The organism is Brevundimonas sp., assembly GCF_036676055.1.
Lineage (GTDB): Bacteria > Pseudomonadota > Alphaproteobacteria > Caulobacterales > Caulobacteraceae > Brevundimonas.
Map to the genome: position 1 here is coordinate 158,384 of NZ_JAKFDS010000016.1, position 21,819 is coordinate 180,202.

The 21,819-nt window shown below is 69.1% G+C and carries 12 protein-coding genes; 6 read left to right on the forward strand and 6 right to left on the reverse strand.

Features of this window, described 5'->3' with window-relative positions; genetic code table 11:
• Positions 1-11 precede the first annotated feature (11 nt).
• The 4 genes from V6M45_RS03000 to V6M45_RS03015 form a co-directional block, all read right to left on the reverse strand.
• Positions 12-2,216, reverse strand: a complete 2,205-nt coding sequence (locus tag V6M45_RS03000; protein ID WP_332653905.1) for an AGE family epimerase/isomerase — start codon at positions 2,214-2,216, stop codon at positions 12-14.
• 98 nt (positions 2,217-2,314) lie between these two features.
• A complete protein-coding gene (locus V6M45_RS03005) occupies positions 2,315-2,926 on the reverse strand; it encodes a hypothetical protein (protein ID WP_332653906.1) in 612 nt (203 codons plus the stop codon).
• Between the two features lie 106 nt (positions 2,927-3,032).
• Entirely contained in the window at positions 3,033-4,325 is a 1,293-nt protein-coding gene (locus V6M45_RS03010) for a sugar MFS transporter (protein ID WP_332653907.1), read from the reverse strand.
• 189 nt (positions 4,326-4,514) lie between these two features.
• Positions 4,515-7,295 carry a TonB-dependent receptor gene (locus V6M45_RS03015; RefSeq protein WP_332653908.1) on the reverse strand — a complete coding sequence of 927 codons (2,781 nt, stop codon included), beginning with the start codon at positions 7,293-7,295 and terminating at the stop codon, positions 4,515-4,517.
• Between the two features lie 290 nt (positions 7,296-7,585).
• Between V6M45_RS03015 and V6M45_RS03020 the strand changes: the two genes are divergently transcribed.
• Positions 7,586-9,397, forward strand: a complete 1,812-nt coding sequence (locus V6M45_RS03020) for an alpha-amylase family glycosyl hydrolase (RefSeq protein ID WP_332653909.1) — start codon at positions 7,586-7,588, stop codon at positions 9,395-9,397.
• A gap of 2 nt (positions 9,398-9,399) precedes the next feature.
• Positions 9,400-11,031 carry an alpha-amylase family glycosyl hydrolase gene (locus V6M45_RS03025; protein ID WP_332653911.1) on the forward strand — a complete coding sequence of 544 codons (1,632 nt, stop codon included), beginning with the start codon at positions 9,400-9,402 and terminating at the stop codon, positions 11,029-11,031.
• A gap of 2 nt (positions 11,032-11,033) precedes the next feature.
• Here V6M45_RS03025 and V6M45_RS03030 read toward each other — a convergent pair whose 3' ends face one another.
• On the reverse strand, positions 11,034-12,062 hold the full coding sequence (locus tag V6M45_RS03030; protein ID WP_332653926.1) for a LacI family DNA-binding transcriptional regulator: 1,029 nt from the start codon (positions 12,060-12,062) through the stop codon (positions 11,034-11,036).
• Positions 12,063-12,151: 89 nt separating this feature from the next.
• Between V6M45_RS03030 and V6M45_RS03035 the strand changes: the two genes are divergently transcribed.
• The 4 genes from V6M45_RS03035 (at position 12,152) to V6M45_RS03050 (ending at position 19,246) form a co-directional block, all read left to right on the forward strand.
• Positions 12,152-14,230, forward strand: coding sequence for a glycoside hydrolase family 97 protein (locus V6M45_RS03035; RefSeq protein WP_332653913.1), 2,079 nt, complete (start codon positions 12,152-12,154; stop codon positions 14,228-14,230).
• 86 nt (positions 14,231-14,316) lie between these two features.
• Complete coding sequence (locus V6M45_RS03040) at positions 14,317-15,768, forward strand: MFS transporter (RefSeq protein ID WP_332653927.1); 1,452 nt, start codon at positions 14,317-14,319, stop codon at positions 15,766-15,768.
• A gap of 8 nt (positions 15,769-15,776) precedes the next feature.
• Positions 15,777-18,188, forward strand: a complete 2,412-nt coding sequence (locus V6M45_RS03045; RefSeq protein WP_332653914.1) for a glucan 1,4-alpha-glucosidase — start codon at positions 15,777-15,779, stop codon at positions 18,186-18,188.
• A 38-nt stretch (positions 18,189-18,226) separates the two neighbouring features.
• Complete coding sequence (locus tag V6M45_RS03050) at positions 18,227-19,246, forward strand: NAD-dependent epimerase/dehydratase family protein (RefSeq protein ID WP_332653916.1); 1,020 nt, start codon at positions 18,227-18,229, stop codon at positions 19,244-19,246.
• 70 nt (positions 19,247-19,316) lie between these two features.
• Here V6M45_RS03050 and V6M45_RS03055 read toward each other — a convergent pair.
• The coding region (locus V6M45_RS03055; protein ID WP_332653918.1) for a M16 family metallopeptidase at positions 19,317-21,819 on the reverse strand (2,503 nt) is incomplete at its 5' end.

Below are 21,819 nucleotides of genomic sequence, written 5' to 3' on the forward strand. Positions count from 1 at the left end.
GGTGAAACCGGCTAGCGACCGCCCGTGCTGTCCCGCAGCTGAAGCCACGCCGCCGCGATATGGTACAGCGAACTCGCCGGCGCCGGCTCCTCGATGAATCCGCCGTCCGGCTCCTGCTTGTCGCGCCACAGCCCTGTGGGCTCCAGATAGAGCTGCAGGCCCTTCAGCGCCCGCACGGCGTGGTCGGGCGGCGCGACGTCTCCGAGGATCAGCGCCGCCTTCAGCCGTTCGGTCTGCGGCCAGAGCCGGGCCCGGGCGGAACGAAGCGCCAGCCGGTCATCCAGTTCATCGATCGCGACGCCTCGCAGGCCGTCGATCCCGCGCAGACCTGACTCATACAGGCGGCGCGCCGCTCCCGCCCCCCAGTCGTCACCCCTCGCGCGCGCCCAGCGGGTCAGCAGCCAGGCCCATTCGAACTGGTGACCCGGCTCCACCAGCCGTCCCGCATCCCCGGAGGCCGGCCGCCAGTCGGCGTCGAAGAACTCGCGCAGGAAGCCGCCCTCGGGATCGATGAAGGCCCGGCGGGCGAGACCGACGATGGCGTCGGCCATCTCCGACCATTCTGCGGCCGGCTCCAGCGCCTCCCAGGCAAGGCAGGCTTCCAGCAGATGCATGTGGGCATTGGCCTGATGCGGATGGCCGGCGTCCTCGCGCCAGCCGCCCTCCGGAAGGGCCAGTCCCGCCAGGGCCCGGCGCAGGTCTTGCGCCCGCGCCTTCATCTGCTCCGGCCGCACCCCCGCCTGCGCGGCGGCCGCGAGGGCCAGCAGAACGAAGGCCTGGTCATACAGCGAGGCCGTGTCGTCCAACACCCCGCCCGCGGCCGACACCCGCGTGCGGTACAGTCCATCCGGACGGCGATTGGTCGCTTCGAACCGTCCAAGACTGTCCTCGACCAGTCGCCGCCAGGGCCCCGCCCAGCCGGCCTGTCCGGCGATGCTGTAGACCCAGGCCTGCCGCGCCTGCACCCGGGCCCGGCGGAAGTCGCCGACCGGAAGGCCGTCGCCGTCGATGGCCTCGTGAAAGCCCCCGTCTTCCGCCACCCCCACGGTCGCCCACAGCGGCAGGGCGTTGAAGCGCATCCACCGATCAAGGGTCCGAGCGAGGTCGTCGAGCGGCTCCAGCGCCAGGGGTCCGCCCCGCACGTGGGCCGGCGAGAGCTTGCGCAGCCGTTCGACCAGGCCCTTGACCTCCTGGGAGCGGCTGAGGTGGCAGACCAGGACCGCATCGGGTTCGGCGATGATGGCCAGATCGCTCACCCCGGCGGTGGCGATGACCATCCCTTCAGCCGCGCGGACAAGATTGGCCCCGTCGCCGTCGCCGCCGATCCACAAACCGCGACCCGCGCCGCCGGTCGCCGCCACGGCGTCCCAAGCCCCCAGATCCGACCAGCCGAAGTCGACCGGAAGCACCGAGACGCGATCGCTCTTCTCAAGCACCGCATAGTCGATCGAAACCCTGGGCGCCGCGCCGAAGGCCTCGGTCAGGGCGATGGTGGCTCCCGTCTCCCCGGGGAGGGCGGCCCGGGCGGCGTCCACCACCTCGGGGGCGTATCGCTCCAGTTCCGCCAGCAGGACGTCCGCGCGGACCACGAAATTGCCGCTGTTCCACAGATAGCCGGCGGCGACATAGGCTTCCGCGCGGGACCGGTCCGGCTTTTCGACGAAGCGTTTGACCCGGGCCAGGCCGGGCCCCTCAGGCTGGATGTAGCCATAGGCGGACGACGGGTCGCTGGGTCGAACGCCGAAGGTGACGATCCGCCCCCCTTCGGCCGCCTTCGCCCCCTCCATGACCGACGCCCGGAAGCCCTCGGCGTCGGGGATGTGGTGGTCGGACGCCACGAACAGGGCCACGCCCTCGGGGTCACGCCGGGCGATCCACTCCGCCGCAGCCGCCATGGCCGGCGCCGAATCCCGGCCCGCGGGCTCGACCAGCAGCACGGCTGCGGCCTCGCCCAGCTGTTCCCGGATCGAGGCGGCGTGATCGCGACCCGCGACCACGACGATCCGGCCGTCAGCCCCCGTCAGCGGCGCCACGCGCGCCAGGGTTTCCTGAAACAGCGACAGGTCGCCCGCGAGGCTGAGAAACTGCTTCGGCCTCTGGTCCCGCGACGCCGGCCACAGCCGCGTGCCGGCGCCGCCGCACAGGATCACCGGATAGATCGCCATGGCTCCCCCTGTCGACTGGCCTTCTGACACCCCGCCCCCGCTGGAGGTCAACCGCCATATCTTGCCGACGCGATCCTAACAGCTGGTGCACCCTCCGCCCATCGACGCCGTCGTCCGCCTGGGGGGCCGGACACGGACCGGACCCGGTTTCAGAAGCCGCCGCCGGAGACGCCCACGCGGCCAGGTTCGGCGGAGGGCGCGATCACCACCGCAGGCGGCGGCGCCGCGCTCGGCGGCAAGGACTCCTCCCGCCAGGCCGCCTCGGGATTCAGCGCCGCCGTGGCTTCCAGGAAGGTCCCGGGTTTCATTGACGGTTCGGGCGCGGTTCGCAGCCCCGCCACCCGGGCGAGGTCGGCGACGAAGGTGATGCAGTTGCGCTGTCTCAGATCGTAGACCGAGCCGTCGGGGCTATTCCACCAGTCGGCGCGGGTCTTCAGCGCATGCCAGGTGGCGTCGTCGACCGTGAGCTTCAGGAACGGCTTGCCCTCGTCGATGTAGCGGGCGTCCGGGCTGGCCACCACGCCGCCGCCGCGGGCGAACAACAGGTGAGGCCCGGGACTCTTGGCCGTGAAGCCCGCCGACCAGTCGACCGCCTCCCCCGTGGCGTCAACCGTCCCTTCCGCATGCACATAGGCGTGGGGGAACAGCAGGTCCCCGCCGCGGATCCGCGCACCAGGGTGAGCGTAGAATGTCACCGTCACCTCGGCCCAGGCCTGGCCGGCGATCAGGGCCAGAAGAACACCCAACACCCATGCACGCATACTGTCAGGCTCCCGCCGCTCCACCCGATGATGGCTGACCCTTCGAAACGCACAAGGGCCGCCGGGGATGCCCCGACGGCCCTTGCTCTTCTTCGTCCAGTCGGGATCAGTGCCCGCCGGGCGCCGCCGACACGTCCGCATGCCTTGATTTCGCCCGCGAGGCCGCGATGGCGAAGCCGACCAGCAGCAGATACCCCACGAGCGGCACATAGAAGACCGGGTTGAGCGTGGCCGAGACGTCGCCGATACGGCCCGCGATCAGGGGCAGCACGGCCCCGCCGATGATGCCGAACACCAGCAGTCCCGACGTGGCCGGGATCGGGGCGGTGGAGCGCTCGAGCGTCAGGGTGAAGATGGTCGGGAACATGATCGAGTTGAAGAAGCCGACGGCGATCGCCGCATAGGCGGCCGTGGACCCCGACGTCTGGGTCACGACCAGGCACAGGCTTGCGGCCACGATCGTGTTGACGATCAGGATGGTGGTGGCGCGGACCCTGGTCAGCATCAGCAGGCCGCCGACCAGCCGGCCCGTCATGGCCCCACCCCAGTACCAGGACACCATGCTGCCCGCCGCGACGAGCGGGATGTCCAGGATCTCGGGGCTGTGCAGGAAGTTGGTCAGCAGGTCGCCGATGGTCACTTCGGAGCCGACGTAGAAGAAGATCGCGAGGGCGCCGAACACCGCCCAGGGCGATTTCAGCGCGACCAGGGGCGACATCCGGTCCTCTGCGGTCGGAGCCGGAGCCGCGGCGTTGATCGTCTTGCGGGCGGTGAAGATGAAGGCCGCCACGACCGCGAAGAAGGCCCCGACCGCGAGGAAGGCGAAGTCGATGCTGCGGAGCGACTCGGCCCGCGTGGCCGGGTCGGTGATGATGGCGTCGGCGGCGAACACGCCCCCGGTCAGCAGGATCGGCGCCGCGATCAGGGGTCCAAGCGTGGTCCCGAGCGAGTTGAAGAACTGCGAGAAATTCAGGCGGGCGTGCGAGCTCTCGCGACGGCCCAACGCCGCCACCAGGGGGTTGGCGCCGACCTGCAGCAGGGTCACGCCCGAGGCGATCACGAACAGGGCGATCAGCACGCCCGGATACCAATCCACAATGGTGGCGATCGGCACGATCAGGCAGCCGGCGACCATCGTCACCAGCGCCACGATGATGGCCTTGCTGTATCCGAGCCGCCCCAGAATCGCGGCGGCCGGGATCGAGGCGACGCCATAGGCGATAAACCACGCGGAGGTCGTCAACGTCGCCTCGGCGTAGCTGAGCTCGAACACCCGCCGGACGGCGGCGATCAGCGGCCCTATCAGCGAGGTGACGAAGCCCCATGCGAAGAACAGGGTGGTCACATAGGCGAAGGCGAGGCTCGTGCCCTGACGCGCCGGTGCTTGGGTTTCGGTCATCTTTCTCCCCGGGGTGGCCGCGCGTCCGATGCGCACGGCGATTGCGTAAACGGTTTCATCCGCAAACGGTCCCGTCCAGATGTTTCACGCCGGCCGTAACCAAAAGTGGCCGCTTGCGATGGCCCTCAACACGAAAAAGGCCGCTCCGGTCGCCCGGAACGGCCCAGTCTCGCTGATCGGTTGGGCCGATCAGTAGCGGTAGTTGACCCCGACCAGATAGGTCCGTCCGTACTGCTGGTAGTCGATCACGCGGCGGGGGTCGTCGTTCTCGAAGGTCTTGAACTGCTCGTCGGTCAGGTTGTTGACCTGCGCCAGAACCGACAATCCCTCCAGACGCCCGGACTGGAACTCATAGCCGATCTGGGCGTCGACGATCGATTCCGCGTCGACCATCCGCTGGATCCGGTCGGTGCCGACGCCGGACAGCTCGCCCAGGAACTCGGACCGGTAGCGGTTCGAGATCCGGGCCTGGAAGCCGTCACGCTCGTAGTAGACCGTCAGGTTGCTGACCTTTTCCGACAGGCCGGGCAGCGGCTGGGAGGGATTGCCCGGGTTCGGCGTGATGTCGCTGTCGGTCCACGAGGCGCTGAAGGTCGCGCCGAAGCCTTCCAGCGGCTGCCAGATCAGGTCGAACGGCACCGACACCGCGAACTCCACGCCCTGGATCACGCCGCCTTCGCCGTTCTGCGGCGTGGAGATGTAGCCCTGGCGCAGGACCGGCTGCGGACCGGTGATCGGATAGCCGGTGAAGTCGGTCAGCTGCTGCTGGTCGTAGATGTAGCTCTCGAGGTCCTTGTAGAAGCCGGCCAGCGAGACATAGCCCCGACGGCCGAAATACTTCTCGACCGACAGGTCCAGCGCATTGGCGATCCACGGGCGCAGGTTCGGATTGCCTCCGCTGCCGCCCCACGGCGACGCATTGATGTCGGTGCTCGCGGCGAGGCCGCCATTGTAATCGACATTGATGGAGGCCCGCATCTGGTCCATCCGCGGACGGGCCAGCTCCCGGGCGGCGCCGACACGCACGAACAGATTTTCCCGGACCTCGAAGGCCAGGTTCGCGCTCGGCAGGATGTAGCTGTAGTCGTCCCCGCCGGTGGTGGGCACCGGGGTGGCCGGATTGCCCGAGGCGATCACGCCCTCCGAGCTCTGCTCGGTGTGGACGACCTGGAAGCCCATGTTGCCGGTGACCGGCAGGCCGAACAGGGTGCTGTCGATGTCAGCTTTCCAGTAGCCGGTGAAGACCTCTTCCGACACCGACCAGCCAAAGGCCAGCAGGTTGTCGTCCTGCGGCGCGAGCAGCTCATAGATGCCGCTTTCGACCAGGGCGAAGGGGTCGTAGCTGATCATCGGTCCGAGACCGAGATAGGTCAGCTCGGTCGGCTCGAGCAGGAACTCCGCCGGCACGGGCACGCTGGTGTTGTGCAGCGGGTCGGCGCGGTTGGCGGCCAGCGACAGGTAGTAGCGCTCGAGCGACAGCTCCTTGTCGCGGCTGGTCAGGTTGAAGCCGAACGAGAAGCGGCTGAAGGGCCCTTCCTCATAGTCGCGGCCGAGGTCGGCGCGAATCGACGACAGCTCATCGACGATCGTCGGGCTGTTGATGAAGCCGTCCTGGCCGCCTTCGATCCCCTGCGGATAGACGCCGCCGCCCCAGCCCTGGGCGCTGGTCAGCAGGATCAGGGAGGCGTCCGCGTAGTTCAGCGACGAGGTGAAGGTGGTGCCTTCCGGCGTGGTCACGAAGCTGAGCGTGTCCAGCGCGCCGTCAACGTTGCGGCCGGTGCCGGCGTTGGTCTCCAGCACCACGTCGGTGCGGTCGGCCTTCGAGTAGCTGAGGTCCACGGTGGCCGACCAGTTGTCATCCAGCTGGAACACGTTGTTCCAGCCCACCGAGGTCAGCTCGGCGGTGCGGCGGTTGCCGTCGTTGCGCACCACGCCCTTCACGTTGTCGAAGGTGCCGGCCACGATCATGCCGTCCTCGACCGTGTAGCCGGGCCGCAGCGTGGGGGCCGGGCGGCAGACCGCGACCGGCCCGGGGCAGGCGCCCGCGCTGCCGCCCCAGGCCAGCGGGAACTCGATGCCGCGCAGGATCTGGGTGTTGTCGAACTCGGAATAGAAGGCGTCGAAGGTCGAATGCCACCGGTCATTCGGCTGGAACTCGATGGTGGCGATATAACCGTCGCGGACCAGTTCGCTGGACTGGACATAGGGCTTGGCCCCGCCGATCAGCAGATTTCCGTCGGAGAAGGTCGGATAGCCCCAGGCGTTGAAACGCTCGGCCTGGTAGGGCGTCGACATGTGGGCGTAGCCCAGCACCACGCCCAGGGTGTCGTCCATGAACTGGTCGATGTAGCTGATGCTGTAGCGCTGGCCGGTGTCCTCGGTGCCCGAGTTCAGGGCCCCGTAGTCGTTCCACTCGTAGCGCGCGTTCAGAGCGATGGCCTGACGGCCGTACTCGAGCGGGCGGATGGTGCGCAGATCGGCGGTGCCGGCCAGGCCCTGACCGATCAGCGCCGCGTCGGGAGTCTTGTAGACCAGCACGCTGCCCAGCAGCTCCGAGGGATACTGGTCGAACTCCACGCCGCGGTTGTCGCCGGCGGACACCTGTTCGCGGCCGTTCAGCAGGGCGGTGGTGAAGTCCGGCGCGAGGCCGCGGATCGAGATCACCTGGCCGCGGCCGTCGAGCCGCTGCGCCGTCAGGCCCGGCAGGCGGGCCAGCGATTCGGCGATGGAGACGTCCGGCAGCTTGCCGATATCCTCGGCGGTCACGACCTCGACGATCGAGGAGTTCTCGCGCTTGCTGGCGATCGAACTCTCGATCGAGGAGCGGATGCCGGTGACGACCACCTCCTCGACCTGCGTCGTATCCGTCGGCGGCGCATCCTGCGCGGCGGCGGCTCCGGCGAAGGCCAGCACGGCGAGGACAGCGGCGCCCCCGAGCAGACGGGCACGGCGAGTGACTTGGGTTCTCATCATCTTCTCCCTAAGGCCGTCGCATTTCTAACGAAGCGTCCGGTGTTACCGCAAAGTAATGCAAACTTATGGAAAGGATGCAAGCGTCCGTTCCCCGAGCGTGACCGATCCGTGGCGCAAATGTGACGCACCGCTTTAGCTCTGCCGCAGCGCACAAGGGATTTTGCCCTGCGGCGCCGCAATTTAGTCCTGACGCCTGAACCGGTTGACATCGACAGTTGTCGCTGCAAAATCTTGCAAACGATCCGATCAGCCACGCCGCCGACGGACACTCCAGAGGGACGGAGACTATGCAGGGAAGACCGAGCCGGCCGAACCGCGCCCGCGTGACCGCCGTGTGCGCCGCGCTCGCCATGCTCGGGGCCGCCCCGGCGTCGGCCAGCGCCGACCCCGTCTCCGCCCTGCGCGACCGTCCTGCCGAAGACGAGGTGATCTACTTCCTGCTGCCCGACCGCTTCGCCAATGGCGACCGGGCCAACGACCGGGGCGGCGTCGATGGCGACCGCCTGCGCACCGGCTATGATCCGACCGACCCCGGCTTCTATCACGGCGGCGATTTGCGGGGGCTGATGGACCGCCTCGACTATCTGCAGGGACTGGGCGTCACCGCCCTGTGGATCGCGCCGCCGTTCGTCAACAAGCCGGTGCAGGGCCCGCCGGGTCAGGAGAGCGCCGCCTACCACGGCTACTGGATCACCGACTTCACCCGCATCGACCCGCATTTCGGGACCAACGACGACTTTCGCGCCCTGGTCGACGCCGCCCACGCGCGCGGGATCAAGGTCTATCTGGACATCGTCATCAATCACACCGCCGACGTCATCCGCTACCGGGAGTGCCCGGCCAATGACTGCGGCTATCGCTGGAGGGGCGACTATCCGTACCAGCGCCGCGGCGGCCTCGACGGCGAAGCGATCAACGACGGTTTCACCGGCGCGTCGGGCGGCGACTTCTCGCCCCTGGTCCGTCCGGACTATGCGTACACGCCGTACGTCCCGGCTGGAGAAGAGACGGTCAAGGTCCCGGCCTGGCTCAACGAGGTCGGCCTCTATCACAACCGGGGCAACAGCGCCTGGTACAGCGAGGCCCGCATGGACGGCGACTTCGCCGGCCTCGACGACCTGTTCACCGAGCATCCGCGCGTCATCCAGGGCTTCATCGACGTCTACGGCGGCTGGATCGACGACTACGGCATAGACGGCTTCCGCATCGACACCGCCCGCCATGTGAACCCCGAGTTCTGGCAGGCCTTCGTCCCCGCCATCCTCGAACGGGCCCGCGCCCGGGGTATCCCGAATTTCCACATCTTCGGCGAGACCTACGACTTCCAGAGCGGCACGGCGGCCATGCACACGGTCGTCGACGGCCTGCCGACGGTGCTCGACTTCGCCTATCAGCGCGTGGTCCAGAACATGGTCACGGGGGCGGGCCATCCGGACGCCATGGGCTATCTGCTGATGGAGGACGCTATCTATGCGGGCGGCGTCGAGACGGCACGGCGCCTGCCGACCTTCACCGGCAATCACGACATGGGCCGGATCGGCCACCTGATCCTCAAGGCCATGCCCGACATCTCCGACGCCGAGTTGCTGGACCGCTCGGCCCTCGCCCACGCCCTGGTTCTGCTCGGGCGCGGCGTGCCGGTGATCTACTACGGCGACGAACAGGGCTTCACCGGCGACGGCGACGATCGCCATTCGCGCCAGGATATGTTCGGGACCGACGTCGCCTCCTATGCCGACGACCGGCGCGTCGGCTCGGCCTCGGGCCCCTTCGACGCCGAAGCCGACATGTATCGCCGCATCGCCGAAATGACCCGGGTCCGCGCGGCCGACGCGCGGCTGCGCCGCGGCCGCGTCGCCGTCCGGATCGCCGACCAGACGCCGGGCATCCTCGCCCTGTCCCGCCTCGATGATGACGGCGAGACCCTGGTGGTGTTCAACACCTCCACCGAGGCGCGCGACGTCAACATCCCGGTCGAGACCGGGTCCCTCGAATGGCGCGCCCTGCTCGGCCAGTGCCCCGCCCGCGCCGCCGCACCCGGCGCCGTCTCCGTTTCCGTGCCCGCCCTGGGCTATCTTGTCTGCGTTTCCGAAGGTTGAGCGTGACCGTCCAGATTATCGAGTCTCCCCGGGCCCGCTCCGACGCCGCCGAATGGTGGCGCGGCGCGGTCGTCTATCAGGTCTATCCGCGCAGTTTCGCCGACTCGAACGGCGACGGCGTCGGCGATCTGAAGGGCATCACCGACCACCTCGACCACATCGCCTCCCTGGGGGTCGACGCCGTCTGGCTGTCGCCCTTCTTCACCTCGCCGATGAAGGATTTCGGCTACGACGTCGCGGACTACTGCGACGTCGATCCGATCTTCGGCACGCTCGCGGACTTCGACGTCCTGATCGACAAGGCCCACCGCCTCGGCCTGCGCATCATCACCGACCTGGTCTTCGCCCACACCTCGGATCTGCACGCCTGGTTCCGCGAGAGTCGTCAGTCGCGCACCAATCCAAAGGCGGACTGGTACGTCTGGGCCGACGCCAAGGCCGACGGTTCGCCGCCGTCGAACTGGCAGTCCGTCTTCGGCGGTCCCGCCTGGACCTGGGACGCCCGGCGCGGCCAGTACTACATGCACAACTTCCTGCCGGAGCAGCCGCAGCTGAACCTGCATCTGCCGGCGGTGCAGGACGCCCTGCTGGACGCGGCGCGCTTCTGGCTGGACCGGGGCGTCGACGGCTTCCGCTTCGACGCCATCAATTTCTCGATGCACGACCCGCTGCTGCGGGACAATCCGCCCCTGCCGCCCGGCGGCAAGCGGACCCGGCCGTTCGACTTTCAGGACAAGGTCCACAACCAGTCCCAGCCCCAGATCGCCGACTTCCTCAAACGCGTCCGCGCCCTGACCGACAGCTATGGCGGCCGCTTCACCGTGGCCGAGGTCGGCGGCGACCACGCCGAGCGCGAGATGCAGGCCTTCACCGCCGGCGACGACCATCTGAACAGCGCCTACGGCTTCCTCTACCTCTATGCGCCAGAGCTGCACGAGCAGCTGGTCCGCGAGGGGGCCGAGGCCTGGCACGGCCGCGACGGCCAGGGCTGGCCCTCCTGGACCTTCTCCAACCACGACGCCCCGCGCGCCATCTCACGCTGGGCCGGAAGCCGCGACCTCGCCGCCTTCGCCGAGATGGCGATGCTGCTGCTGATGTGCCTGCGCGGCAACGTCTTCATCTACCAGGGCGAGGAGCTGGCCCTGCCCCAGGCCGATGTGCCGTTCGAGCGCCTGGTCGATCCCGAGGCCATCGCCAACTGGCCGCAGACGCTCGGCCGCGACGGCGCCCGCACGCCGATGCCGTGGATCGGCGACCGCCCCCACGCCGGCTTTTCGATCGCCGAGCCCTGGCTGCCGGTCGACCCGCGCCATTTCGCCCTCGCCGTCGACCGGCAGGAGGCCGATCCGTCGTCGATGCTCAACGTCACCCGCCGGCTGGTCGCCCTGCGCAAGGCCCATCCGGCCCTGACCCGCGGCGACATGCGGATGGTCGACATCGCCCCCGGCCTGCTCGCCTTCGAACGCGTCCTGGCCGGCCAAAGCCTGCTGTGCGTGTTCAATCTGGGGGAACGGTCCGTGGCCTGGACGGCGCCCGCCGGGTGGCGCCCGGTCGAAGCCGTCAATCTGGAAGCCGGGTCCGGCGGCGCCCTGCCGCCGATGGCCGGCCTGGTCCTCGCCAAGGCCGCCGGATGACCTCAGCCGCCGCAGCTCTCGCGCACGATCAGGTCGGTCGGGATCCGTTCCGACCGGCCGACGGAGTCGCCGGGGTTGTCGAGCAGTTTGGACACCAGCAGCCGGCCCGCCTTCATCGTGTCCTGGGCGATGGTCGACAGGGCGGGGCGGGCGTAGCGGCTGAACGGCACATTGTCGAAGCCGATCACCGAGACATCCTCCGGCACCCTCAGTCCGGCGTGCAGCAGGGCCCGCACCGCCCCGAGCGCGATCTGGTCCGAGGCGCAGACCACGCCGTCGAAGTCGACGCCCCGGCGGATCAGGCTGTCGACCGAGGCCTCGGCGGACTCGACCTCGAAATGGGCTTCCATGATCAGGTCCGGATCGACCTCAAGGCCCGCCTTCGCCAGCGCCTCCAGATAACCCCGGTGCCGCTGCATCGCCTCGGGCGGATCGAGATCGCCCAGGAAGACGATCCTTTTGCGGCCCAGGCGGGCCAGATGCAGGGTCGCGCGCCGGCCTCCCGCCAGATTGTCCGAGCCGACCGAGCAATACAGCTGGTCCGGCATCTCGGCGCCCCAGACCACGAACCGCCCATCGGTCTCGGCCAGCCGGTTCAGACTCTGGTGCAGAAAGCTCTGGCCGAGAAAGATCACGCCGTCGGCCCGCGTATTCATGGCCGCCGACAGGTCATCGTAGCTGGTCGGGGCGAAGTGGCTGAGGATCACGTCGCAGTCGCGCTCGCGCGCCGCCTCGCCGACGCCCGCCAGCAGTTCAAGAAAGAAGGGGTCGCTCAACCGTCCCTCGCGCCCCTGCGGCCGCGGTGTCACAAGGGCGATGACCCCGTCGGCGCCGATCGGCCCGGCTGGCATGTAGCGGCGGAACGGATAGTCGTGCTCCCGCGCCAGCTTCCAGATCAGCTGCTTGGTCCGGGCGTTGACCGCCGGACTGTCGTTGAGCGCGCGCGAGGCCGTCGAAATCGACACGCCCGCCAGCTTGGCCAGATCCTCCAGGCGGGTGTTGCGGCGGCTCACGTTTGGTTTCCTGCTGATGGCGGGCCTGCAAAATTTGCTGCAAACCTTGCTTGTTCTGCGCCGCGCGAGCGGCGTCTGGCAAGTCCCTTTGCGTGGAGTTCGTCCCGATGCTGAACCGCCGTTCGTTGATCACCGCCGGCGCCGCGGTCGCCGCGGTTCCCGCAAGCGCCGCCGCCCAGGACGCGGCCGCGACGTCCGGCGCCCAACCCGGCTCCGCGACCGCGGCCTCGCCGGAAGGGGTCATCTCCGTCGAGGTGACCGCCAATAACGACGGCTTCGTCTCGTATTCCGTCAGCCGCCTCGGCCGCCCGGTCATCGCCTCCTCGCGGATGGGCTTCCTGCTGACCGACGCCCGCAAGCTGGAGCGCGCCTTCGGCATCCTCTCGCAGTCGGTGACCAGTCACGACGATACCTGGGAGCAGCCGTGGGGCGAGCGCCGCTTCATTCGCAACCGCTATAACGAGCTGCGCATCCAGCTGCAGGAGCGCTGGGGCGACATGCGCCGGATGGACGTGGTCTTCCGCCTCTATGACGACGGCCTCGGCTTCCGCTACGAATTCCCGGAGCAGGACAACCTGAAGACCGTCAACATCGGCGCCGAGCTGACCGAGTTCACGGTCGCCGACCCAGGCACAGCCTGGTGGATTCCAGCCTTCGAGTGGAACCGGGAGGAGTACCTCTACAACCGGACCCCGATCTCCGCCGTCGGGGTCTGCCAGACGCCGATCACCATGCGGTTCGACGACGGGACCCACCTGTCGATCCACGAGGCGGCCCTCGTCGACTATTCCGGCATGAACCTGCGTCATGTCGAGGGCGGCAAGTTCCGCGCCATGCTGACCCCCGGCCTGACCAGCGCCGCGGTCGTCCGCGAAGCCCCCTTCCACACGCCCTGGCGCACGATCCAGATCGCCGACCAGGCCGGCGGCCTCGTCGAATCCAGCCTCATCCTGAACCTCAACGAGCCCAACAAGCTGGGCGACGTCAGCTGGTTCAAGCCGATGAAATACGTCGGCATCTGGTGGGACATGCACCTCGACACCCGCAGCTGGAACTCGGGTCCGAAACACGGCGCCACCACCGAATACACGCTCAAACACATCGACTTCGCGGCCGAGCACGGCTTCGGCGGGGTGCTGGTCGAGGGCTGGAACGTCGGCTGGGACGGCGAGTGGTTCGGGACCGGCTGGAACTACAGCTTCACCCGGCCCTACCCCGACTTCGACATCGAACGGGTCGCCGCCTACGCCCGCGACAAGGGCGTCGAGATCGTCGGCCACCACGAGACCGGCGGCAACGCCTTCTTCTACGAACAGCAGCTCGACGCCGCCTTCGCCCAGATGCAGCGCTTCGGCTGGCATTCGGTGAAGACCGGCTATGTCGCCGACGCCGGCGGCGCCCGGGTCGGGACCGGCGACGGCCAGTCCGCCCTCGCCTGGCACGAGGGTCAGGCCATGGTCCGTCACCACCAGAGGGTGGTCGAGACGGCCGCCCGCTATCAGGTGGCGGTCAACGCCCACGAGCCGGTCAAGGACACCGGCCTGCGCCGGACGTATCCGAACACCATCAGCCGCGAGGGCGCGCGCGGCATGGAGTATTCGGCCTGGGGTCAGCCCTCGAACCCGCCGGAGCATGAGCCCAACCTGGTCTTCACCCGTCTGCTGGCCGGGCCGATGGACTACACGCCGGGCATCTTCGGCATGCAGACCCGCGTCCCCGAGGGCGTGGCCACCACCTGGGCCAAGCAGCTGGCCTTGTATGTGGTCATCTACAGCCCGATCCAGATGGCCGCCGACCTGCTCGAGAACTACGAGAAGAACCCGGCTCCCTTCCAGTTCATCAAGGACGTCGCCGTAGACTGGGAGGACACCCGGGTGCTGAACGGCGAGGTCGGCGACTTCGTCACTATCGCCCGCAAGGACCGCCAGTCGGACCAATGGTTCCTCGGCTCGATCACCGACGAGAATCCCCGCGTCCTGACCGCCGCCCTCGGCTTCCTCGATGCGGGCCGCCGTTACCGCGCCGAGATCTACGCCGACGGTCCGGGCGCCAACTACACCACCCGCCGCGAGGCCATCGACATCTCGACGCGCGAGGTCACCTCGGCCGACGTCCTGACCCTGCGTCTCGCCCCCGGCGGCGGCCAAGCCATCCGCTTCGTCCCGCTCGGAAGGGCCCGCCGTTGACCACCATCACGCCAGAGGGGGCCGCGCCCAGCTCGCCCGCGCCCCTGACCGACCGCCCCCGTCTCAGCGGCTGGGCCATCTGGAACATGTGCGTCGGCTTCTTCGGCATCCAGATCGGCTTCGGCCTGCAGAACGCCAACACCAGCCGCATCTTCCAGACCCTCGGCGCAGAGGTCGACAGCCTCGCCATCCTGTGGATCGCCGCCCCCCTGACCGGCCTGCTGGTCCAGCCGGTGATCGGCTATTTCAGCGACCGCACCTGGACGCCGCTCGGTCGCCGCCGTCCCTATTTCCTGGTCGGCGCGATCCTCACGACCCTGGCGCTCGTGGTCATGCCGCACTCGCCCTGGCTCTGGATGGCGGCCTCCATGCTGTGGATCATGGACGCCTCCATCAATGTCACCATGGAGCCGTTCCGGGCCTTCGTTGGCGACAACCTGCCCGAGGAACAGCGCACGACCGGCTATGCGATGCAGAGCTTCTTCATCGGCGCCGGCGCGGTCCTCGCCTCCTGCCTGCCGTGGATCCTGACCGAGTGGTTCTCGGTCGCGGCCACCGCCCCCGAGGGCGTGGTGCCGATGGCGGTGCGCATCTCCTTCTACGTCGGCGCCGCCGCCCTGCTGGCCGCCGTCCTCTGGACGGTCTTCACCACCCGCGAATACAGCCCCGAACAGATCGACGCCTTCGAGGCCGGTCGCGACGCCGCCCCCGCCGCCGCCCGCTCGCAGAGGGCCTGGTACACAGGCGGCGTGCTCTGGGCCCTCGTCGGCGCTCTCGGCGTGGCGGCGGTGGGCGCGCTGGATCTGCAGAAGGAACTCTACCTCCTCGCCGGCTTCATCCTCGCCTTCGGCCTGATGCAGATGATCGTCGGGGCGCTCGCCGCCGCGGGCCGCTCCAACCCCCTGTCCGACATCATGGGCGACATCTTCGCCATGCCGAAAACCATGCAGGGCCTGGCCGTGGTCCAGTTCTTCAGCTGGTTCGCCCTGTTCGCCATGTGGATCTACATGACCCCGGCTGTCACCGCCGTGCATTTCGCCTCGCCCGATCCGACCTCGGCCGGCTACGGCGAGGGGGCCAACTGGGTCGGGGTGCTGATGGGCGTCTACAACGGCGTCGCCGCCCTGGCCGCCTTCCTGATCCCGGTCATCGCCCACCGGACCGGCCTGCGCGGGGCGCACGCCATCAATCTGACCCTCGGAGCCGCCGGCATCCTCGGCGTCTTCCTGATCCGCGATCCGCAGTGGCTGTGGCTGCCGATGATCGGCGTCGGCTTCGCCTGGGCCAGCATCGTCTCGATGCCCTACGCCATCCTCGCCAACGCCGTGCCGGGTCGGAAAATGGGCGTCTACATGGGCGTCTTCAACATCTTCATCGTCGTGCCCCAGCTGGTCGCCGCCACCATCCTCGGCGCCGTGCTCAAGGGCGTTTTCGGCGGCCAGCCGATCTGGGCCCTCGCCCTCGGCGCCGCCAGCTTCCTGATCGCCGCCGGCGCCAGCCTGCTGGTTCCCGCCTCCCCTTCCGTCGCCCGTCCGTGAGTTCCGCCATGCGTCTCCCCACCGTCTTGCTGTCCGGCGTCGCCGCCCTCGCCCTGACGGCCGCCGCGCCCGCCCTCGCCCAGGTCGCTCCCGGCGCGCCCGGCGAGACGCCCACCTGGGTCAACGCCGCCAAGACCGGCGCCGGCGCCTCCTACGAAGCCTATGTCGACGGCCAGTACCGCGACGGCGGCCCGACCGGCGACGTCTCCCGCGTCTGGTTCTCCATCGCCGACGGCGTCCTGACCGAGACCATGTACGGCCTGATCCACGAGGCCCAGATCAAGCAGCTACGCTTCGCCGTCGTGACCGAAGACGGCCTGTCGGTCGAGGGGACCGACACCACCCACCGCACGGAATATCTGCACGTCGACGCCGAGGGGCGCCCCCTGTCGCCGGCTTACCGGGTGATCACCACGGACAAGCAGGGCTGCTACGAAATCGAGAAACGCATCTACGTCAGTCCGGACGATCAGGCGCTTGTGGTGCGCGCCACCATCCGGGCCCTGCGCGGCGACATCACGCCCTACCTGCTGCTCGAGCCGCACATGGCCAATACGGGTGTTGGCGATCGGGGCTGGCATTCGACCGCCCCTCTCACCCAGCCGACGTCGGACGGCTCGACCAGCTACAGCGTGCTCCACGCGGCGGAGGGCGATGTTCACCTCGCGCTGTGGGCCAGCGCCGCGTTCGAGGCCCAGAGCGTCGGCTTCGTCGGCGTCTCCGACGGCTTGACCGATCTCGCCGACGGCCGTCTGGACCACGCCTACGCCTCCACCGGCCCCGAGGGCGGCAACATCATGCTGACCGGCGCCCTGCCGGTGCTTCGGACGGGGGAATCCCTGTCCCGCGATTTCGTCATCGGCTTTGGCGACAGCGAGCCCGGCGCGGTGCGCGAGGCGACCCGACCGTTCGTGACCGGCCTCGACGAGGTCCTCGCCCGCTTCAACGGCGAGGGCGACCGGATCGGCTGGGAGGACTACATCGCCTCCCTCGACCAGCTCCCCCGCCTCGCCGAACAGTCCACCGACGGCGGCAAGCTGGCATACGCCTCCGCCCTGATGCTGAAGGTGCAGGAGGACCGCACCCACGCCGGCGCCCTGATCGCCTCCCTGTCGAATCCGTGGGGCGACACCGTCGACGCGAGCAACCCCTCGACCGGTTACAAGGCCGTCTGGCCGCGCGACTTCTATCAGGTGGCCATGGCCCTGCTGGCCCTCGGCGACGAGGACACCCCCCTCGCCGCCTTCCGCTACCTGCCGCAGGTCCAGGTCGACGCGGAGACGCCGGGCAACACCGGCGCCACCGGCTGGTTCCTGCAGAAGACCCACGTCGACGGCGAGATCGAATGGGTCGGGGTCCAGCTCGACCAGACCGCCATGCCGATCATGCTGGGCTGGAAGCTGTGGAAGGCGGGCCTCGTCTCCGACGCCGAGCTGACGACCATGTACGGCCGCATGATCAAGCCGGCCGCCGACTTCCTCGTCGACGGCGGGAAAGTCGGCCTGCTGTGGAACGACCGCCAGATCACACCGCCCTGGACCCAGCAGGAGCGCTGGGAAGAGCAGGAGGGCTATTCCCCCTCCACCACCGCCGCCGTCATCGCCGGCCTGACCACGGCCGCCGACATCGCCCGCGCTTCGGGCGACGTGGCCTCGGCCGCCCGCTACCAGACCGCCGCCGACGACTATGCGTCGAAGGTCGAGGCGAGGATGTTCACCACCAATGGCGAATGGGGCGACGGTCAGTACTTCGTCCGCATCACCCGCAACGAAGACCCCAACGACAAGGCCCCGATCGGCGAGAACAACGGCCAGCCCGCCCATGCGGAAGACAGGATCGTCGACGGCGGCTTCCTCGAACTGGTCCGCTACGGCGTCCGCGCCCCCGACGCCCCCTCGATCCTCGCCACCCTGCCCGAGTACGACGACCAGACCCGCGAGGACCGCTTCCGCGTCCGCTACGACGTCAACGGCGTTCCCGCCTTCCGCCGCTACGGCAACGACGGCTATGGCGAACAGACCGACACGGGCGAAAACTACGGCGTCGGCGGCGAGATGCACTCCGGCCAGCGCGGCCGCCTGTGGCCCTTCTTCACCGGCGAGCGCGGCCACTACGAACTGGCGGCCGTGCTGAACAATCCGCCCGCCGACGCCGGCTGGACCGAGGCTCGCCTCGCCGGCATCCGCCAGACATACGTGCGCGGCATGGAGTCCTTCGCCAATGGCGGACTGCTGCTGCCCGAGCAGGCCTGGGACGGCGTCGGCCACCCCACGGCCCACGGCTACCAGCCCGGCCAGGGCACCAACTCCGCCACGCCGCTGGCCTGGACCCACGCCGAATACATCAAGCTGCTGCGCTCCCTCGCAGACCGCGCCATCTGGGACCGCTATCAGCCGGTCGAGGATCGGTACGCGCGCTGACGCTGGCGGTCGGGCCCGGCTGGCGGTAACGAGGACGGATGACCAACGGCCCCGTCCTCGTCACCGGTTCGGCCGGTTTCATCGGCTTTCACACCGCGCGGCGGCTTCTGGCCCGCGGCGAGACGGTGATCGGTCTCGACAATCTCAACAGCTACTATGACCCGGCGCTCAAACACGCCCGGCTGGAGCGGCTGCAGGCTGAGCCGAACTACGTCCACCACACCCTCGACCTCGCCGACCGCCCCGGCATGACCGCGCTGTTCGCCGACCATTCGCCGCGCCGCATCGTCCACCTCGGGGCCCAGGCCGGGGTCCGCTACAGCCTCGAACACCCCGAGAGTTACGTCGACTCCAACGTCGTCGGCTTCCTGACCATCCTCGAGGGCGCCCGCGCCGTGCGGGCCAAGCATCTGGTGTTCGCCTCGACCAGCTCCGCCTTCGGGGCCAACGGCGCCCTGCCCTTTTCGGTGAGGCAGGGCGTGGCGCACCCGATGACCGTCTACGCCGCCACCAAGATCGCCAATGAGGCGATGGCGCACAGCTACTCCCACCTGTTCGGCTTTCCCTCGACCGGTCTGCGCTTCTTCACCGTCTACGGACCGTGGGGCCGGCCGGACATGGCGCTGTTCAAATTCACCCGGGCGATCCTCGAGGGGCGGCCGATCGACGTCTACGGCCACGGCGAAATGGAGCGCGACTTCACCTATGTCGACGACATCGTCGACGGCGTGGTTGCGGCGCTCGATCGTCCCGCCGCCATCGATCGCGACTGGGACGCGATGAAGCCGAACCCCTCCACCAGCGGCGTCGCCCCATGGCGCATCCTCAACCTCGGCGCGGGGCGACGCGAGCAGCTGATGCGCTACATCGCGGTGCTGGAAGAGGCGCTGGGCCAGAAGGCCACGCTCAACCTGATGCCGGTCCAGGACGGCGACGTCGCCCGCACCGAGGCCGATGTGACCGAGACCCGCGCCGCCCTCGGCTACGCCCCCTCGACCCCCATCGAGGTCGGGGTGAGGCGGTTCGTCGACTGGTACCGCGACTTCTACGGCCTCTGACGCCAAGACCCGGACAAACAAAAGGGCGGAGCCGTCGCCGGCCCCGCCCTTCGCTGTCTTCGCCGTTCCGTTACTCGACCGGCCGGCCTTCGCTATCGACCACCTGCACGTCGCCGTAGCCGAGAGCGCGGATCTTCGGCTCGATCGTCGCCCGGTCTCCCACGATCACCCAGGTGGTCGGGCCTTCGCCCACGATGGTCCGCGCCGCCTCGGTCGCCCGCTGCGCGTCCATGCTGCTGACCTGCTGGGCGTAGGTGTCGTAATAATTTTCCGGCACGCCCCAGACGACCATGTTCTGGAGCTCGCCGGCGATGGCGCCGTTGGTCTCCCAGTTGCCGGCCAGACCCTGCACCATGTTGGCGCGCGCCGCCTGGATCTCCGCATCGGTCAGCGGCCGCGAGCCGACCACGTCGCTGAACTCGCGGCGCAGCTCAGCCAGGCTCTCGGCCGTCTTGTCCGACTGCACCCCGGCACTGACCATATAGACCCGCTCGCCGCGGCCGAAGGGCACGCCGCCCCCGGCCCCGTAGGACCAGCCCTTGTCCTCGCGCAGGTTCATGTTGATGCGGCTGGTGAAGGCTCCGCCGAGGGCGGTGTTCATCGTGTCGATCGCCGCCTCGGTGGTCGGGTCGAAGGCCGGAACCACGCGGCCCGCCACGATGGTCGACTGCGGGCCGGCGCGGTCCACGATCAGGATGCGCGGCTGGCCGCCGGCGTCGGGCGCGTCGGCCGGGCCGGGTCTGGCCGGCGTCGGCGAGGCCGGCGCGCGCCAGTTGGCGAAGGCGCGCTCCAGCTTCGACGTCAGCTCGGTCAGGCTGGTGTCGCCGACGACGACGAGGGTGGCGTTGTCGGGCCGGAACCAGGTCTGGTGCCAGGCCTCCGCATCGGCCGGGCTCAGCGAGCCGACCGTGGCCTCGGTGCCCGAGGTCGGGCGCCCATAGGGGCTGCCGGGGCCGTACATCTCCTGGCTCAGCACGCGCCGGGCGATCGCGCCCGGGTTACGCCCGGCCTGCTGGATGCCGGCGATCTGCTGGGTGCGGGCGCGTTCGAAATCCTCGGCCCGGAAGGCCGGGTTCAGGATCACGTCGGCGAAGAGGTCCAGCGACGGATCGAGCCGCGAGGACAGGGCGGTCATCGACACATTGGTCGAGTTCGAGCCCGAGCCGGCGCCCAGGGTCGCGCCCAGCAGCTGCAGCCGGTCGCTGATCTCCAGCGCGTCGAGGGTGTCGGTGCCGTTGGTCATCACCGACGGCGTCAGCTGGGCCAGGCCCGCCTTGGCGTCCGGATCGACCACGGCCCCGGCGTCGAGGATCAGGTTCATGCTGACCGTCGGCACGCTCTCGCGACGCACGAACATCACCTTCAGCCCGTTGGACAGCTGGGCCCGCTCGATGGTCGGGAACACCGCCTGCGGGGCCTCGCCCGGGGTCGGGACGCCGAGGCTGCGATCCACGCCGGTCGCCTGGGCGGCGTAGTCGGGGAAGGGCAGGACCTCCAGCGAATAGCTGCCGTCGCTCAGCCACTCGCGACCGACCTGGGTCAGGTCCGCCGGACGCGCCGAGACGATGCGTTGGTAGGACTCGCGCCACGCGCCGGGATCGCCGTGATAAACTTGGCTCTCGGCGAGGATGTCGGACTTGCCGCCGAAGCCGCCGATCCGCTCAAGTCCGCGCACGAAGCCGGCGCCGACGCTGGTCCGCGCCCGCTCCAGCTCCGCCGCCGTCGGCCCGTCACGCAGCAGCCGCGCCATCTCCTCGTCGACGATGGCCTCGATCCTCTCGAGGTCCTGGCCGGGCTTGGCGGTGACCATGACCAGGAACTGGCTGCCGATCTCGCTTTCCGAGTTGAAGGCGGCGACCTGGGTGGCGATCTGGTCGTCGAACACCAGCCGCTTGTAGAGGCGCGAGTTGCGCCCCGACGACAGCACCTGGGCCAGCATGCCGAGGTGATCGGCCTCGGCCGACCCCGCCGGCGGGGTGTTCCAGACCTTGTAGAGACGGGGCTGACCGACGCGGTCATACATGACCTCGCGCTGTTCGCCGGTCATCCGCGCGATCATCTGCACGGGCTGGGTGACCGGGGGTCCGGGCGGAATGTCGCCGAAATAGCGCTGCACCTTCTCGCGCGCCTGTTCGGGCGTGATGTCGCCGGCCAGCACGATCGTCGCATTGGCCGGCCCATAGTAGTCGCGGAACCATTGTTGCACGGTGGGCAGGTCGGCCGCGTTCAGGTCGTCCATCGAGCCGATCACCGTATGGCCGTACGGATGGTCATCCGGATAGGTGGCCGCGGTGATCGCATTCCACACCCGGCCATAGGGCTGGTTCTCGCCCTGGCGCTTCTCGTTCTGCACCACGCCGCGCTGCTCATCGAGGCGCGCCTGATCGATGGCGCCCAGAAGGTGGCCCATCCGGTCGCTCTCCAGCCACAGGATCGAGTCCAGCGCCGATGTCGGGACGTTCTGGAAATAGTTGGTGCGGTCGGTGTTGGTGGTGCCGTTCTGGTCCGTGGCGCCCAGCAGCTCCGTGCCCTTGAAGAAGTCGGTGTTGTAGTTCTCGGACCCGTTGAACATC

Excerpts from the sequence above, each read along its gene's own strand:
- V6M45_RS03005 (WP_332653906.1), bottom strand. The coding sequence starts at position 2,926 with ATGCGTGCATGGGTGTTGGGTGTTCTTCTGGCCCTGATCGCCGGCCAG.
- V6M45_RS03045 (WP_332653914.1), top strand. The coding sequence starts at position 15,777 with ATGCGTCTCCCCACCGTCTTGCTGTCCGGCGTCGCCGCCCTCGCCCTG.
- V6M45_RS03035 (WP_332653913.1), top strand. The coding sequence starts at position 12,152 with ATGCTGAACCGCCGTTCGTTGATCACCGCCGGCGCCGCGGTCGCCGCG.
- V6M45_RS03020 (WP_332653909.1), top strand. The coding sequence starts at position 7,586 with ATGCAGGGAAGACCGAGCCGGCCGAACCGCGCCCGCGTGACCGCCGTG.
- V6M45_RS03010 (WP_332653907.1), bottom strand. The coding sequence starts at position 4,325 with ATGACCGAAACCCAAGCACCGGCGCGTCAGGGCACGAGCCTCGCCTTC.
- V6M45_RS03015 (WP_332653908.1), bottom strand. The coding sequence starts at position 7,295 with ATGAGAACCCAAGTCACTCGCCGTGCCCGTCTGCTCGGGGGCGCCGCT.
- V6M45_RS03050 (WP_332653916.1), top strand. The coding sequence starts at position 18,227 with ATGACCAACGGCCCCGTCCTCGTCACCGGTTCGGCCGGTTTCATCGGC.
- V6M45_RS03040 (WP_332653927.1), top strand. The coding sequence starts at position 14,317 with ATGTGCGTCGGCTTCTTCGGCATCCAGATCGGCTTCGGCCTGCAGAAC.